Source organism: Pedobacter jaeyakensis (assembly GCF_054461315.1).
In genome coordinates this window covers 3,144,030-3,162,611 of the sequence record NZ_CM136921.1, presented here as the reverse complement: position 1 = coordinate 3,162,611, position 18,582 = coordinate 3,144,030, and the positions used below count along the sequence as shown (strand labels likewise).

The window sequence follows — 18,582 nt, the reverse complement described above, 5'->3', positions numbered from 1 at the left end:
TTGATATAGAACATGAAATTAAAAGATATAAAAACAACTACACAATTTCTGCTTACATTCCTTATTTGTATGCTTTTGTTAACATCATGCAACAAATGGCTTGATGTAAAACCGAAAACTCAAATAACAGAGACTGATCAATTTAAATCAAAACAGGGCTTTACTGACGCGCTATTTGGAATTTACCAAACTGCTGCTAAGCCGGAAAGTTACGGCAATAACTTAACTTTTGGCTTACTGGATATTCTGGCCCAGCGTTATGAGAATAAATCTAATACACTCTCTTTAATGTATAAAGAATCTCGTTATAACTACACAGATCCTCTGGTTCAGGCGGTAATTGACCCAATGTTTGCCAATAGTTATGCTACAATAGCCCAAGCCAATTATGTGTTGAAAAATGTGGATAATGGCGTTCTGGATGAGACAACTAAAAGCATTATTAAAGGAGAAGCCATTGGAATGCGCGGTTTCCTGCATTTTGATCTGATACGCATGTTCTCGGATAGCTATAATGGTGGTGCCAATGCGGGTGCTTCATCTATTACTTATATGAAAGACTTTTCAGTTAAAGCAAATGCCAGACTTACTCTAGGCGCTGCGCTCGATGCTTGTGAGGCAGATTTAAAGGCAGCAGAGCAATTACTTTCAGTAGATCAAACGATAGATCAGATTGCCAATAATCAGACAAACACATCTTCAGATTTATTCATGCTGTATCGCCAAAATCACTTAAACTACTGGGCTGTAAAAGCAACACTAGCTAGGTTGTACATGTACAAGGGTGATAAAGTAAATGCATTAAAATATGCTTTGGAAGTGATCAATAGCAATAAATTTAGTTTTATAAATCAAAGTACGCTCATTGTTGACGCGAATGCCTCCACGTCTGATCTTACTTTCAGTTCAGAACACATTTTTTCTATATATGTTTCAGCACTTAAAACTTATGCTGATGACTTCTTCAAATCATTTACTGCAACGGGTGATCCTAACGACCTATCGTCTTTAAAAGCTACGCTGAATACCATGTATCAAACTTCGTTACCTAATTACGGTACCGATATCAGGTCTCCGATAGCATCTAAAAGCTTATGGAGCGAACTTACTACTACAATTATTTACTCCAAGAAATACTGGAGTGATAACAATAATAATGTTAAGCAGCGTATTGTCCCAGTAATCAAACTTTCAGAGATGTATTATATTGCTGCAGAGTGTGCCGCAACAACTGCACAGGGTACAGATTACCTGAACGTGGTAAGAGTTGCAAGACTAATCCCAGCCTTATCACCCGCACCTGCCACACCAGCTTTGCTGGATGCAGAAATACAATTGGAATACAGAAAAGATTTTTATGCTGAGGGACAAGTTTGGTTTTACTACAAACGGAAAGGCCTTACTACTATTCCTAGCGGTTTAGTTAGCCCTATGACTAAAGCACAATACACCTTCCCGTTACCAAATGCGGAATTGGAGTTTGGAACATCTGGAAATTAATTAAAATGGTAATTACTATGAAACTAATTATAAAAAATGCTTTACTGGTGCTTGCAGCAGTATTGATCTTTGTTTCTTGCGCAAAAGACAAAGAATTATTATTCGATCAGCCGGCGAGTATCTATGTAGAGTCGTTGCCAGACAGTGCAGAATATTCATTTGCAACAACGCCAACAACTGTTGTTAGCGATTCCGTATTGATGCGGTTCAGGATCATCGGCAAGGCTTCCAGTAAGGACAGGGTAATTAACTTGGTTCCAAGGGCAGGAGCAACAGCAAAACCCGGGTATCACTACAAAATTGGGAAAGCTGTAGTCAAAGCAAATGAATTTGCGGCCATTGTTCCTATTTACCTTTACCGCAAGGCCGGGTTAAAAGACAGTACCGTAATTGCCATATTCGACATCAAGGAAAATGAAGACTTTAAGCTTGGCTTTCCAAGTAAACTACGTTTTAAGCTAACTATATCTGATATTTTGACTAAGCCTGCGATTTGGGACAACAGCTGGGCACCTTACTTTGGATCATACACCCAAGTAAAATTCAGGTTCCTGCTAACAGTTACCGGAAGAACAAACTGGACCTCAGCACCATTTCCCGGCGATTCCAGATTCCTGGCACAAAGAGCACGAGTTGCACTTTTAGAATACAACCAGCAATTTGGGCCGCTCATAGACGAGAACGGTGCAGAAGTATTCTTTCCTTAATTCTTCAGGCTTAATTATTTAAAACAGATAAAATGAAACTAACATATAATCCCATTTTTAAAACAATGGCATTGGTTGCAATCATATGCTTTAGCAGCTGCTACAAAGACCACAGCAATAACGGACTCACCGAAATCAATCAGATCGGTGTTACAGATATTAAGGCAGCAACTGTAATTACCGTTTACCAGGGAGACATACTTACCCTTAAACCAACACTAACGCAAAGCTTGCAAGGTAAAGACTTAGAGTATTCCTGGCTACAATATAGCAGCAACGGTAACATCAGCCTTGCGGCTCCTAGAAGTATTATCGCGAATGATTATGAACTTAAATTGCCAATATCTCCAGATCAATACATTCTTGGTGAACCGTATGTATTGCGGTTTCAGGTAAAAGATAAGGAATCAGGTGTTACTTACTACCTTAACTATAACATCGTTATTGGTAATAAATATGGTAATGGCTGGTTGGTGTTGGAAGATAAAGCCGGTAAAGGAGATTTATCTTTTATCTATCCAGATAGCACTGTAGAGCATAACTTTTACACTTCACGTAATCCGACAGCTCCAATAACAGGACCAAAAAAGCTGGAACTTACACCATTTTCCATCACCGAAGATATCTCGGCTCCAGGAAAGCGGCTATATATCCTTGCGGATAACGGTAGTCAAGAATACAATTACTTAACTATGGCAAAGAAGTTTGACATTGCTTCATTGTTTTATCAAGCCCCAGCGGTTATCAAACCACAGTCGCTAAACTGGTTAAGTACTACAGCCGGTGCTTCAAAACTGGCTAACATCAGCATCATGATCAATAATGGAAAAGCTCACTCAAATCTAGTTGGTGGTTTTCCAGGGGTTAAAAGATGGGGAGATATCGCATTGACTCCAGCTGGAAATACCAACTATTCGTTAGCACCATTTTCAGCAGGTGGACCAAATGTAGCAGGTTTAGTATACGACAATACCTCAAAAAGATTTTATTCAATCGTTGCGTATAGTCCTACACCTGCAGCTGGATCTTTAACCCCATTTGCAAATACGGTTAACTCAACCGCTTTTGATATGAACAATGTGGGCTTAACAGAGATTTTTCAGGATTCTTCAGATGTGGTGCACAACTATAATGCGGTAATGAAAGACGATGCAAATCAACTTTACCTGTTGCGTTTTAAAACCGTAAATACCAGTACTGCAACACCAAACCTTTCGGTAAGCAAAGCAACCATGAATGCTCCGGGCATGCTAAACTTTACCGCTGCCGCAGGATCTACCAATACTGGACACATTTATTATAGCAACTCAAACGTATTGTCAAGATACGAGATCAGTTCTAACTCAGTTGTAGAGACTTATGCATTCCCGGCTAATGAGCAGGTTACTGCAATCAAATTTGCCAAGTTCAACCTCAACGATAAAGCTACGGTTAAACTAGCCCGCTTGGTAGTGGCTACCTGGAACGGAACAGAAGGCAAGCTATACTATTTTGCATTGAGTCAAACTGGTGCTATTGGTTCTTATACCAAGCAATTTACCGGTTTCGGTAAGGTGGTAGATATGGCTTACAAATACTAAAAACAAAATTATTCATGAAACTGAAATCATTAAAATCCCTCTTGTTTAAAAATGTGCTATTAGCCTTAATCACTCCGGCAATTTTCGCTGGAGTGGCTAATGCCCAAACAGAAGGCCCTTTCCAGGTGAGCGGTAAGCTAGATGGATTGGGAAACGAAAAGGTATTCCTTACCTTCAACAATAAGGACCGAAGTACAACAGATTCCGTAGTCGCTAAAGATGGCGCCTTTCAATTTAAAGGCACTACACCAGGCGCTGCTGTTTATAACTTGCGCTTTGGCAAGAACAAGTTTATGGCCCTGCCTTTAGATAAAGGCGATAAAGCAGTAATCACAGGTAGCGTAGATAAATTGAGCGAAACCAAAGTTACAGGCGCAAAACTATTGCCCGTTTGGAGGGAATGGTTCACTGGATGGGGTAAAATAACTGCAACTGCAGGTACACTTTATAAGAAGCTGGATAGCGTGACCAAGTTAGGCGCGGCGGGCGACCGCACTTATGTTGATGCCGAGTTTGAAAAGCTGAATAAGCGATTGGTGGATTCGGTAGAATCACTGGTTAAAAGACATCCGGAATCACCAATTACTGCGTTTATCATTATTGATCGATTTATTAATTATCCTAATCCAGAAAAAGCAAAGAGTACTTACGCTGCGTTAGCGCCGGCAGCTAAAAACTCAACTTATGGTAAAGAATTGGGAGAGGCACTACGAATTGCTTCTAAAACAGGTTTGGGCGTTAAGCCGGCTTTTACTTTACCAGATCGCGATGGCAAGCCACTTTCGCTGGCTTCCTTAAAGGGCAAGGTGGTACTAGTAGATTTCTGGGCATCCTGGTGTGGGCCGTGTAGAAAAGAGAATCCTAATTTGGTTATGGCATATAGTAAATATCATGATCAGGGCTTTGAGATTATTGGGATTTCACTTGATGATAAGAAAGACAACTGGTCTAAAGCCATTGAAGCTGATAAATTAACATGGTTACATGCCTCAGATTTGAAAGGCTGGAAAAGTGACCTTGCATTAGAATATGGTATTAGGTCTATACCCATGAATTTCTTAGTAGATGCTGACGGTAAAATTATCGCCAAGGATCTAAGAGGGGATGCACTGGAAAAAAAATTAACCACCCTTTTTAAATCGAAATAGATGAAAAATATAAGAATTAAAGCAGTAGCCTTTTTGTTGGTCCTCTGTTCCTTGACTGCTAGTGTATCAGCAGCAGCTAAACCATTTACATTAATTGCTAAGATTGAAGGTTTACCCGAAGGAACTAAACTAAAATTAATTCCTGGCGCTACCCACAACAACGATGAGGCAGTTGCCGAAGCTGTTGTAAATGGAGGAACATTTACTTTTACAGGAACTTTAGATGGTCCGCGCTTGTTTTACATCACATTTGCTGATGCCTATGGACTGTATTCTATTATGCTGGATCCCGGCAAAGTAACCTTAACAGGCAAAGCAAAATCTGTAGAACGAGGCACTAACAAAGGATTTGAACTGAGCGAGATGCAAGTTAAAGGGAGCAATTTGCAAGCCTTATATCTCACCAAAAAAGCTCCAAGAGCTATGTTGGATTCCATTCACGCTTCCAACGCGTTAAAACATAGAGATGTAGCCCAAAAGAGAGCTGATGCCGCTGCTAGAAAAGATACTGCGGAAGTATCAGCCATTATGAAATCTGACGCATGGAAAAGATTGGCAGCTGATGATAAGGCATTCTTTGTAAGTGTTGATTCTATTTTCAATAAGATGATCTTTGATAATAAGGATACATACTGGGGTCCACTGCTTATGCTAGACCTTTATAGCTACTTTACTGATGCCAATAAGCCAATGTATGCCAAATTTACCAAAGAAGCGCAGGCTACTTATTATGGTAAATTGCTAAATGATGTGCTTAATCCAGAAGGATTTAAAGGTAAAGCAGCTCCGTTATTGGATATGAAGGCGAATAATGCCGCCGCAAACGATTTAGCTTCATTAATCAAAGGTCACAAATATGTGTTGGTGGATTTTTGGGCATCATGGTGTGTTCCTTGCAGAAAATCCATTCCTGGCTTAAAGAAAGCATATAGTGAACTGAAAGATAAAGGCTTGCAAATCGTTAGTGTGTCTATTGATAAAAAGGAGGCGGACTGGCAGAAGGCAGAGACTGAAGAAAACCTCCCATGGCCTAGTTTCCTTGATAATGGAAAAACTTCCAATGCCTGGAAAATTCGTGCTATTCCAGCGACATTTCTTTTAAATGAGAAAGGTGTTGTAGTTGGAGAGAACCTTACATTAGCACAAGTTGCAGAATTGTTGAAATAATTACGTCATGCCAAATTTATCTCAGCATCGCTAAACATAAATGCAGCTATGCCTTTCTTATAAGCCGTGTGTTCCTTTATTGGGGTACACGGCTTTTTAAATACAACAAGTTTACTTCTCGTTAACTATGACTTAATATCCCAACTTTAGTTTTACATCAGTATGGATTCCTCAAGAAGAAGTTTTATTAAGAACACAGGCTTGGTTAGTTTGGGCTTTATTGCGCTAAACAATTATGCTGCAAATGCTGCTGTAGATTTGCTTTCACTTTCCGGTGCAGATGTAGGATTTGGTCCGCTGGCATACCGCACTGGCGATGTATTAAGTCTTCCAAAAGGCTTTGTAGCGAAAGTGATCTCTCGTAAAGGCGATTTAATGAACGATGGGCTGTTGATGCCTGGTATGTATGATGGGATGGGATCTTTTGCTCATCAAGGCGGCAAGACAATCCTGATAAGAAATCATGAAAATACTCCTGGTGCTGATGTTCACGGACCATTTGGTGAAAAAAATAAGCTAATCCATAAAATAGACAAACGTAAAATCTACGATTTTGGTAAAGGTATTGATACCTGTGTGGGCGGTACAACTACCTTGGTTTACAATGAGAAAACTCAAAAAGTAGAATCACAGTATCTCAGCCTGATAGGCACAGTCAGGAATTGCGCGGGCGGAATAACGCCTTGGAAATCATGGATTACCTGCGAAGAAAGTGTACTTACTATAGGTAATGAGGGCAGTGGTTTAGAAAAAGACCATGGCTTTAACTTTGAGATTCCTGCTACCGATAAAATCGGTATGATAGATCCTCACCCCATAAAAGCAATGGGTAGATTTACTCATGAAGCTGTAACTGTACAACCTAAATCAGGTATTGTTTATCAGACCGAAGACGAAGGAGACAGCTTGTTTTACCGATATCTTCCAAATGCCTATGGCGATTTGCATAAAGGCGGTAAACTACAATGTCTTAAAGTGAAGGAGTGGCAAAGTGCAGATACACGTAACTATGCGAGTTTAACTACTAACAAATTTCCAGAGAAAAAATCTTTTGACGTAGAGTGGATTGATTTGGATCATGTAGAGGCACCTGATGGGGACTTAAGATTAAGAGGGTATCAATTAGGCGCTGCCAAATTCTCAAGAGGAGAGGGCATCTGGTACGGAAAAGAGGAGCTGTTCTTTGCCTGCACTGATGGTGGTCACAATGGTAAAGGCCAGATATTTAAATATACGCCGAGTAAGCATGAAGGTCAGCCGAATGAAACTGATGCACCTGGAAAAATTGAGCTATTCTTAGAACCTAATGATGTGGATACTTTTCAAAACTGTGATAACCTTACCATAGCGCCATGGGGCGATGTGATTATCTGCGAAGACAAAGAAGATCCAAGGATTATAGGCATCACGCCACAAGGTAAAACTTATGTAATTGCAAAGAACATTGGTTACCGTGAATCAGAATTTGCTGGGCCAGTGTTTTCGCCATCTGGAAATACGCTGTTTATTAATATACAATCGCCGGGATTAACATTAGCCATTACTGGCCCCTGGAACAAAAGGGTGTTGGGTTAAAGTTTTTGTTTTGTTACTTTGTCGGCTTTCTCTTTAACTGCCCTGGTTTTAACAACCTTTTCTTTCGTAACTGGCTCTTCTTTGGCAACTTTCTCTTTTACTAGCTTTGCTTTTGTTACTTTTACTTCAGCTAAGGGCGCTTCTTTTGGAGTCTTGACCGTTTTTTCTTTAATCGGCTTTTTGTCGACTACTTTGGTTTCAGCAACTTTTTTCAGCGCTTTTGGTTCTTCAACACTTGCTGTTACAGATGCAGTCACTTTCTCCACAACAGGTTGCTCTTTAACTGGTGCTGGGTTTGTACGGTTGGTGAGGTAATTATCAAGAATATTTTTTAGATAAATATCTGGTTTAGGCATGTTAATAACTGTACCAGGCTCTTTATCTTGCGATTGTTTAATATAGGTAGATTTTATCTTCCCCCAATCTTTAGAAAACAGTTGGATAAACGTCTCAACAAACTGCTTGTCGGTATACTTTTTAGGAAGCTTGCTTAACACTGCTTCTAGTTTTTGTTCTTTGTTATGTAAAACTGCCATGATTGTTGTATCGAAAGGGGCGAAGTTACAATTAAAAAAGCATAGTGCTCAACCTCGTCTGAAACCCAATTGAATAGTTTACCTACTTTATCTTTTTATGACAAATCTATTCGCAATTGGAATAAGATTTTTATATTATTGTTCCCATAATAAACAAATTAGAATTATCTAAACGATACTTATTAGAAGAGCGAGGCGATCACTAAATGTTAATACACCATTTATTTGAACAACAGGCCATTAAAATTCCGAACACAGCAGCTGTTCAGGTTGGTGGTGCTGTATTTGCTTATTCCGACCTAAATCTAAGGGCTAATCAACTTGCTATACGAATTCTGGAATCGGCTCCTGACTCGCAATTTATTGGTGTAAGTTCTTCAAGATCCATTGATACTATTGTTTCGCTTTTAGCAGTTTTAAAAGCCGGAAAGGCGTATGTACCACTTAATCCACATTTCCCGGAAGCAAGATTGAAAGAGATTGTTAGCGATAGCGGTATTTCGCTCTGCATCTGTACTGAGAAGTTTAAGGTTGTTTTTGAAGCTTTGGTTCCAAATGTGCTTATCCCGGAAGAAAGTGATATTCTGGGGACTAACATTGATAATTTGGGAAATATTGACGCTACTAGTGTTGATTTGGCATATGTGCTGTACACTTCTGGATCTACCGGAAAACCCAAAGGGGTATGTATTGCTCACCAAAGTATCGTAAACTTAATTTCCTGGCACAAGCAGTTATCTCCATATCTAGTTACTGGTGATAAGACCCTACAGTTTTCTCCTTTGGAATTTGATGTTTCTGTCATGGAGATTTTTTGTACCCTTTGTACTGGAGGCACGCTGGTGTTGATTGATGAAGAGATCAGGCTGGATCCTGATTCGCTCCTGAAATATATTGACGAACAAAATATAGCCAGATTAAGCTTGCCCTTTGTAGCGTTGCAATATATTACATCTGCTGCTGTTTCAACTAATTTTTATCCAAAATCTTTAAAAGAAATAATTACCGCTGGTGAGCAATTGAAAATAACTCCGCAGTTGGTAAAATTCTTTTCGGCCCTGCCCAATTGTACTTTTTATAACCTTTATGGTCCCACAGAAGCATCGGTTTTTACCAGCGGATTTAAGTTAATTGGCGCACCTGCAAATTGGCCACTGCTACCACCTATTGGGAAGCCAATCGACAATGTTGAGCTTGTTATTTTAGATGATACACTTAACGAAGTAGTAGACGGTGCGGAAGGGGAGCTCTGCATTAGTGGAATTAATCTAGCTACAGGCTATTTAAATGCACCAAAGCTTACCGATTCGGTTTTTTTGAATTGGATTAATAAATATGGCATTGAGAAAAGAATTTACAGGAGCGGAGATATTTGTAAGCGATTGCCTGATGGGAATATACATTATATTGGCCGTAAGGATACACAAGTAAAAATACGGGGCAACAGGGTTGAATTGGGTGAAATAGAGGTTTGTCTCAATAGTTTTGATGTGGTTAAGCAGTCTGTAGTTATCGCCGAGCCAGATGTTGCCGACGAGAAGCGGTTAATTGCTTATATCGTTCCTGCTGATGGTTATATGGATATCCTTCAGTTGAGAAAGGAAATTGCCAAAGTTTTACCTGAATTTATGATACCTGCAGCATTTGTGCAGGTGGAGCGCTTCGCCTTAACAAGCAACGGTAAGGTGGATAGGAACAATTTGCCTAAGCCTGGAAACGCAAGACCAGACCTGCCTGTGTTGTTCAGTGCCTCCGTTGGCGAGACCGAGCATAAGATTGCCTCGCTCTGGGGCGAATTGCTGGAGCTGGATAAAATAGGTAGGAATGATAATTTTTTTGATCTTGGCGGCAATTCCTTGCTGGTGATCAAATCTGCCGCACAGATGAAACTTAGGTATGGGTTTTTTATTCCTGTTGCCAAGCTCTATCAGCACCAAACTGTGGCTGCTGTGGCATCATACCTGGACAATAATGAACTGGAGGTTGATTTTGACCCGGTGCTGCTTGACAGGAAGCCTTCTGATAAGGATATTGCTGTTGTGGGTATGGCGATGCGTTTCCCAGGGGCAGAGAATTTGAATGAGCTTTGGGATTTGCTATCTAGAGGAGAGGAATCGGTTTCTTTTTTTGCAGATCAGGAGCTTGATCCAAGTATTCAGGAGGGCATAAAAAACCGAGATAATTATGTTAAAGCAAGAGGTATTTTAGCGGATGCTGAGGGTTTTGATGCTTCCTTTTTTAACATCAATCCTAAACTGGCTGCATTGATGGATCCTCAGCACAGGGTTTTTCTCGAGATTGCCTGGGAAGCACTGGAAACAAGCGGTCACCACCCTGGCATTTACCCAGGTGTTGTAGGAGTTTTTGCAGGTAGCGGTAACAATAGTTATTACACAAATAATGTGCTGACTAACCCGGATTTGATTGCCAATGTCGGTAGTTTTCTGGTCTCCACGCTTAATGAGAAGGATTATCTTGCTACAAGGGTGGCTTTTGAACTCAACTTAAATGGGCCGGCCGTTAGCGTAAATGCAGCTTCGGCCACTTCATTGCTCGCCATTGCGCAGGCTGCTGAAAGTATTAGAAATGGGTACTGTGATGTTGCGCTTGCTGGTGGGGTATCCATTACTTCGCCCATTAAGAGCGGTCATTTATATGAGGATGGCGCCATGTTCAGTGCCGACGGTCATTGCAGGCCTTTTGATGAAAATGCAACCGGAACAGTCTTTAGTGATGGTGCTGGTGTTGTTGTTTTGAAAAGCCTGAAGCAGGCTAAGCTGGATGGTGACGTGATTTATGTGGTGCTAAAAGGCATTGGCCTCAATAATGACGGTGGTGATAAGGGTAGTTTTACCGCGCCCAGTGCAGTTGGGCAGGCTGGTGCTATTGCTATGGCGTTAGCAGATGCTGGCTTTGAAGCATCATCAATTGGTTATGTAGAGGCACATGGCACAGCAACACCGTTGGGAGATCCCATCGAGATTGAGGGATTAAAGCTTGCTTTTGGAAAGCAGCCAACCACACAATTCTGTGCCATTGGTTCTATTAAAAGTAACATGGGCCATTTGGTGGCTGCAGCGGGTGTAGCGGGCTTTATAAAGGCCACCCTTGCACTCCATTTCAAAAAAATACCGGCTTCGTTGTTCTACAAAAAGCCAAACCCCAACATAGACTTTGCAACTAGTCCTTTTTATGTAAATACCAGGCTGCGCGATTGGGAAAATAGTGTTGCAAGACGTGCTGGAGTTAGTTCTTTTGGCGTTGGCGGCACAAATTTGCATACAGTACTGGAAGAGTACCAAGAGGAGGATTTTAAGGTATTTGAGCCTGATTTGCACAGGTTGTTTTGTTTATCAGCAGCGAGCGAGTTCAGCTTACAAAGCAATAGAAAAAGGCTACAGCAATTTACTGAAAGTAATAGTGAGGCTAGTTTAATTGATATTGCTTATAATCTGAATGTTAACCGCATTGAACTTAAACACAGGTGTTTTGTAGTAGCAGAGGATAGGGAGGATTTGCAGCAGGCTTTGGAGGGTTTTACGACTAATGGTAGCAATTCAAACACTTTGCTTGAACAGCCTGATGCTTTGGTTTTTATGTTTCCCGGTCAGGGCTCTCAATACCCGGAAATGGGATCTGCTCTTTACACAAGTGAGCTGGTGTACCGCGAGGCTGTAAATGAATGTTTAGCATTATTGAATTGTTCTTTCTCAGAATTGCAGCAGCAAATTAGGACAGGGACACAGGTAGCTATGTTTGTTACTTCTTACAGCCTTGCCCGTTTATGGATGAGCTGGGGCGTATTGCCCGCCGTGTTTGTTGGGCATAGTATTGGTGAATTCGTGGCTGCGCACTTGGCCGGGGTCTTTAGCCTGTCTGATGCATTGAAACTTATTACAAGCAGGGCTGCCTTAATCAATACCTTACCTGAAGGCAGCATGCTTGCCGTAAGAATGGGTGTTGTAGATCTTAAGCAGTTATTACCTAAGGGTTTGGATATAGCAGCTGTAAACAGCGATAGGTTGTGTGTTGTGGCAGGTGATAAGCAGTTGATTGCGGATTTTGCGGCATCGCTGGAACAGCAGCAAGTGGCATCTGGTTTATTGCAAACCAGTCATGCTTTTCATTCTTCAATGATGGATCCAATAGTGGACCGCTTTGCGGAAATAGCGAAAGAAATTGCTTATAGCGTTCCAAAAACGCCACTCGTATCTACCGTGAATGGAACTTGGATGAGTGAAGAGGATGCGGTCGATCCCTTTTATTGGGCTGCTCATTTGAGAAACACCGTCCGCTTTGCCGAAGCAATAGATTTGTTGACTACTACAGCTGGTCGGGTTTTTTTGGAGGTTGGTCCGGGTCGCACACTTTCCACGCTTGTTTTACAGCAGGCAAAGGGTAAACATGCCGGAGTGGTTGGCGGTATTGAGGCTACTGAGAAGATGGCAGAATACCCAAGTTTGCTTACAGCTAGCGGACAGTTATGGCTAAACGGGGTTGATCTAAACTGGAAGGCGTTTTATAGCAATATCAGGCGACCTAAACTAACTTTGAACAGCTATGCTTTTGACCATAAGCAATATTGGCTGGAGCCTGGTATTCCGCAGTCGCATGGTGAGGTTAAAGTGTCTAATACCCCTACGGCTTTCGCTGATGTAGCTGATGAAGAAAATAGTTTAAGGGCGCAATTGGTTAAAGTATTTGAGGATGCTTCTGGAATTGATATCTCTGCCTTATCTCCATCCACAACCTTTGCTGAGGCCGGTTTTGATTCTTTGATTTTAACCCAGATTGCGAGTAGGCTTAAGAATAGCTTCCATGTGGAGGTAACTTTTAGAAAGCTATTCTCTGAATACAATACGATTACCTTACTTACTGAATTGCTTCAGAAAAGCGGTGCAGCTAAATCTACCGATGGACTGACAGTTTTTAAGTCGCCCTTACCGGATTTGACTTCAGAAGAATTGGCAGAAAGTAGCAAGCCTTTTGGTGCTACCGCCAGGATTGAAAAGAAAATATCCGTTCTCACTGCTAAGCAGCAATCTTTTATAGAAGGCTTGATTAAAAGTTATACAGATCGTACGCAATTGAGCAAATTAAAAACCCAACAGGACAGGTTGTATATGGCAGATCCCCGGGTGGTAAGTGGCTTTCGGCCGCTAACTAAAGAGCTTGTTTACCCAATTATTGTTGAACGATCCAAAGGGAGCAGACTTTATGATATAGACGGTAACGAATATATTGACGCACTAAATGGTTTCGGTTCCAATATGCTGGGCTATCAGCCTGATTTCATTAAGGAGGCACTACATCAGCAAATTGAGAAAGGTTATGAGATTGGTCCGCAGCATGAGCTCGCTGGTGAGGTATGTAAATTGCTTAGTGAGTTTACGGGTTTTGAGCGGGTGGCTTTGTGCAATACAGGCTCTGAGGCGGTGCTCGGTGCAATGCGTATTGCGAGAAGCATCACCGGAAAATCGCTCATTGTTGCCTTCAGCGGGTCCTATCACGGGATTATTGATGAGGTGATTGTAAGGGGTACAAAATCTTTAAGAACCATACCTGCTGCTTCTGGAATAATGCCGGAAGCTGTTCAAAACATGCTGATCCTGGATTACGGAACTGAAGAATCACTAAAAATTATAACAGAGCGCGCAAACGAAATTGCCGCTGTTTTGGTAGAACCTGTTCAAAGCAGACGACCGGAGTTTAGGCCGGTGACTTTTTTAAAGGAATTGCGGGAAATAACAATTGATGCTAAAATTGCTCTGGTATTTGATGAGGTGATTACCGGGTTTAGGATGCATCCGGGAGGTGCCCAGGCGCTGTTTAACATTAAGGCCGATTTGGCAACGTATGGAAAAGTGATTGGCGGTGGTCTTTCTATAGGGATAATTGCTGGCCAAAGCTACTATATGGACGCGCTTGATGGAGGACATTGGCAATATGGTGATCAATCTGTGCCAGAGATAGGGGTAACCTATTTTGCTGGTACTTTTGTAAGGCATCCGTTGGCATTGGCTGCTGCTAAAGCCTCTTTAAATTATCTGAAGGAGAAAGGGCCGTCGCTACAGCGCGATCTGACGCTACATACAGAACAAATGACCGATAGGATGAATGCCATTTGTCTTGAAAAAAGGGTGCCCCTTGTGGTGGTTGGTTTTGGTTCCCTTTGGCGGCTGAAGTTTACAGAAGAAATCCCCTACAGCGAACTTTTGTTTACTTTAATGAGGTTGAAGGGAATTCATATTATTGATGGTTTTCCTTGTTTTATCACCGCTGCACATACTATTGAAGATACCTCTGCAATTGTAAACGCCTTTGAAGAAAGTGTTGATGAGTTGCTTGAGGCAGGATTTCTCAGTATAGATAAGAGGGGTAGTACCGTAGTTCCGGCAACGGAATCTCAACTGGAAATATGGACTTCTTGCCTAATTGGCGGCCCTGAGGCGAGTTGTGCCTATAATGATTCTTTTTCTTTACGCCTAAATGGTAAGTTAAGCGATCAGGCTTTGTCTAAAGCTATACAGGCAGTCTGCGATAAGCATGAGGCCCTAAGGACAGTTTTTAGCGCTGATGGTGAGCAAATCATCATCAAATCTGTTGTTCCAGTCGAAATTTACAGAGACGAATTAGCTCAGGTCGACGCTTCACACCGTGATCGGATTGTAGAGCATTATCTTTTTGAATCAGCGCATACGGCATTTGATTTGGAAAGTGGCCCATTGTTTAGGTTTGCATTATTTGAGCTGGCTGTTGATGAACACCTGCTGGTAGTCACCGTGCATCATATCATATGCGATGGCTGGTCTATTGGGGTATTGATGCAGAATCTTGGAACGTTTTACAATGCCTTTCTAACTGGTGAGTCTGTTCCACTTACTGTGGTTCCTGCGTTTAGCGATTATGCTTTAGATGAGAATAGATTTGAACATACCGCTAAATACAAAGAGAATGAACGCTTTTGGCTAAACCAATTTAGAGAAAATACCCCGGTAATGGATCTGCCTACGGATAATCCAAGACCTGCATTGCGGACTTACAACAGTAAACGTGCGGATTTCGTTATCGAAGTTGGGGTCAAAGATGCAATAACTGATTTGGCAAGAAGATTAGGGGTTAGCTTTGTAGGTACATTAATTGCAGCTTTTGAAGTATTTCTGCATAGAATGACCGGAAATGAAGAAGTGATTTTTGGCTTACCAACCGCAGGACAAGTGGCAGCAGGTACCTATGGATTGATAGGCCATTGCGTAAATTTATTGGCGATAGGCAGTAAAGTTGACCCGGGAGAGTCGTTTGAAAATTATTTAGTAAGGCGCAGCTCTGAAATGCTTGAGGCCTACGACCATCAGCAATATACCTTTGGCAAGCTGCTTAAACAGTTGAACATACCAAGGGATGCATCCCGTTTGCCATTAGTTCCGGTAATATTTAATGTGGAGCTTGGAATGGATGAAGCGGTAGCTTTTGAAGGCTTAACGCATACTTATATCAGCAACCCAAGAGCCTACGAAACTTTTGAGATCTTTTTAAACATAAGCGATCATAAAGACGGTTTGGTTTTCGAATGGTCTTATAATATACAGCTTTTTAAAACATCCACCATCGCAGGAATGATGCAGGAATTTGATGATTTGCTTAAACAAATCATTACTAAGCCTGATACCAAAATCATTGACATTCCTACGTTACATTCGGAGCAGTTCCTGGCTAAACTCGAGGAAATTAATGATACGGCAAAAGCCTATCCGAAAGAACTTTCGCTCTACTCACTTATACAGCAGACAGCAAACCAATATCCACAGCATATCGCCTTGGAATTTGAAGAAGAACAATATACTTATGCTGAATTGATGGAAAAGGCAAATAGGGTGGCTTGCATCTTCATTAAGCATGGTCTTAAACCAGGTCAAGTTGTTGGTATTGCATTGGAAAGATCCTCAGATTTGCTATTTGTTATATTAGCTGTAATGAGGGCAGGCGCAGTTTACTTGCCAATTGATCCGAGCTTTCCGGCAAGCAGAAAAACTCATATGCTATCTGACTCGGGTGCAGTCGTGTTAGTCACGTCTGATTTGTTTAGCGGTGAAGTTGATTTTTCAGGTAGTAAGTTATCGCTCGAAGATATCAAGTCCGAACTGGTCGATTATGCCTTTACCTCAAAATCCATTGAGGTTAATGCCTCAGGTAAAGACTTGCTCTATATTCTGTATACCTCAGGATCTACGGGTACCCCTAAAGGAGTTAAGATTGCGAACTGTAGCGTAGTGAATTTACTCTTAAGTATGCAACCCGATTTTGGCATGGAAGCTACCGACAGGCTACTGGCGGTGACAACCGTAAGCTTTGATATTTCTGTTCTAGAACTATTTTTACCATTAGTTTGCGGCGCGAGCGTAGTGTTGGCAAGTACGGAAGCTGCAAGAGATGGAAGGCTGCTCTTAGATATCATCAGGAGAAAAAAGATCACGATAATGCAGGCCACTCCAAATACCTGGAGAATATTGCTGGAATCTGGCTGGAATGTTGAAAACATTAGAGCAATTTGCGGTGGAGAAGAGTTGCCGCTGGATTTGGCGCAACAGATATTGCAAAGAGCAAGAAGACTTTGGAATGTTTATGGGCCGACAGAAACTACTGTTTGGTCTACCATTAAAGAGATTACTACAGATACATCAGTTATTAGTATCGGAAAACCAATAGCCAATACGAGCATATACATTTTGGATAGATACCAGAAACCGGTAGCCGCTGGTGTGGCAGGTGAAATTTATATTGCAGGCGATGGCATTGCTGAAGGATACATTAACCTTCCCGAACTCAATAAGGAAAAGTTCTTAGACAATACTTTCTCTGCTTCCGGCTCTGGAAAAATGTACCGGACAGGGGATATCGGAAAATATACGGAAAATGGTGAATTTTTATATCTCTCTCGTATTGATGCACAACTTAAAATAAGAGGCTTCAGGATTGAAGCTGGTGAAGTCGAGTATCAACTTTCCAAACTGGATGGTGTTAAAAGCAGTGTAGTGCTAGCGCGCGCCGATAAGAACGGAAATAAATTAATTGCCTATGTTGTGTTAAATGACATAGACACTGAATTGTCTTCATCTGAAAGGCATGGCCTTTGGAGGGAGCGTCTACGCAGGCATTTGCCAGATTATATGATTCCTGATGCTTTTGCGGAGATTAAAAAGATGCCTTTAACACAGAATGGCAAGATAGACAAGAATGCGCTATTAGCTATTAATCTTCGCTTAGCAGACGTTCAATCTTCTTTTGTCGCACCCAGGACTGATGTTGAACAAATGATTTCAGATATTTGGTCGGAAGTACTTGAGCTAGACAAGATAAGTATCTACGACAACTTTTTCGAACTTGGGGGACATTCATTAACCGCGGTCAAAGTAATGACAATGATTGAAGCAGAAACGGGCAAGCGTTTACCATTGGCCATTCTCTTTGAACATTCTACTATTGAGCGATTGGCATTGTCGCTCTACCTGGACGGTAAATCCGTTACCTGGGATTCTTTAGTGCCGATTAAGCCTAAAGGAACTAAAGTACCGATTTACATTGTACATGGTGCTGGATTAAATGTGTTATTGTTCAATACGCTGGCTACACATATGGATCCAGAACAACCTGTATATGGCCTGCAGGCTAGAGGTTTAAATGGAATTGACGAACCGTTAGACAGAATCGAAGCTATTGCAGCACACTATATTTCCGAAATAAGGGCGAGAAATCCTAGCGGACCTTACGCTTTGGCAGGTTATTCTTTTGGTGGTATTGTGGCATTTGAGATGGCAAAACAGCTTGAAGCACAAAATTTTAAGGTAATTATGTTAGCCATGTTTGATACTTATGCCTACCGGACGCCACATTACGATCCCGCGGTAATTAAGTATATAAATAAAGGATTATATTTTTTCAGAAAGATTTGGCATACCGTAGCTTTCAAAGAAGGTTTTAAGAGTACTATAAATAATAGAGCTGCGACTTTAAAGAAAAAAATGCAATATCACCTTGCTATGCTTTTCAAAAAGCAAAGCGGGCAGGGTAGTACTATAGATCATTCTTTTAAAGTAGATAAAGCAAATAATATTGCATCAAAGCACTATCGAATCGTTCCTTACCCTATTTCAATTGAATTATTCAGAGCAGAAACTAAGACTTTCCATCTGGACGACTTTGAGTTTATGGGCTGGAAGCCATATGCACTTAAAGGTATTAATGTGCATAGCATTCCAGGTGAGCATAACACTATATTTATGTCCCCTAATGATAAAAAGTTTGCCGCGAAATTGCAGGATTGCCTGGACAAAGCAAGTGGTAAATAAATTTTAAAATATATTTAGTATAA

At 41.2% G+C, this 18,582-nt stretch carries 8 protein-coding genes; 7 read left to right on the top strand and 1 reads right to left on the bottom strand.

Annotated elements, in window-relative coordinates; genetic code table 11:
• The first annotated feature begins 12 nt into the window (after positions 1–12).
• From ACXZ1K_RS14120 to ACXZ1K_RS14095, 6 genes are all read left to right on the top strand, one after another.
• Positions 13–1,500 carry a RagB/SusD family nutrient uptake outer membrane protein gene (locus ACXZ1K_RS14120; protein WP_458970313.1) on the top strand — a complete coding sequence of 496 codons (1,488 nt, stop codon included), beginning with the start codon at positions 13–15 and terminating at the stop codon, positions 1,498–1,500.
• Between the two features lie 17 nt (positions 1,501–1,517).
• A complete protein-coding gene (locus tag ACXZ1K_RS14115; protein ID WP_458970312.1) occupies positions 1,518–2,207 on the top strand; it encodes a DUF4843 domain-containing protein in 690 nt (229 codons plus the stop codon).
• A 32-nt stretch (positions 2,208–2,239) separates the two neighbouring features.
• Entirely contained in the window at positions 2,240–3,787 is a 1,548-nt protein-coding gene (locus ACXZ1K_RS14110) for a PKD-like family lipoprotein (protein WP_458970311.1), read from the top strand.
• 14 nt (positions 3,788–3,801) lie between these two features.
• Entirely contained in the window at positions 3,802–4,935 is a 1,134-nt protein-coding gene (locus ACXZ1K_RS14105; RefSeq protein WP_458970310.1) for a redoxin domain-containing protein, read from the top strand.
• Positions 4,936–6,102, top strand: a complete 1,167-nt coding sequence (locus ACXZ1K_RS14100) for a redoxin domain-containing protein (RefSeq protein ID WP_458970309.1) — start codon at positions 4,936–4,938, stop codon at positions 6,100–6,102.
• A 162-nt stretch (positions 6,103–6,264) separates the two neighbouring features.
• Positions 6,265–7,677 (top strand): alkaline phosphatase PhoX, encoded by a 1,413-nt coding sequence (locus ACXZ1K_RS14095; RefSeq protein WP_458970308.1) that lies wholly within the window; start codon positions 6,265–6,267, stop codon positions 7,675–7,677.
• Here the strand turns inward: ACXZ1K_RS14095 and ACXZ1K_RS14090 are convergent.
• Complete coding sequence (locus ACXZ1K_RS14090; protein ID WP_458970307.1) at positions 7,674–8,213, bottom strand: hypothetical protein; 540 nt, start codon at positions 8,211–8,213, stop codon at positions 7,674–7,676. The genes ACXZ1K_RS14095 and ACXZ1K_RS14090 overlap by 4 nt on opposite strands.
• 206 nt (positions 8,214–8,419) lie before the next feature.
• Here ACXZ1K_RS14090 and ACXZ1K_RS14085 point away from each other — a divergent pair, with 206 nt between their 5' ends.
• Positions 8,420–18,559 carry an amino acid adenylation domain-containing protein gene (locus ACXZ1K_RS14085; RefSeq protein WP_458970306.1) on the top strand — a complete coding sequence of 3,380 codons (10,140 nt, stop codon included), beginning with the start codon at positions 8,420–8,422 and terminating at the stop codon, positions 18,557–18,559.
• Positions 18,560–18,582 lie beyond the last annotated feature (23 nt).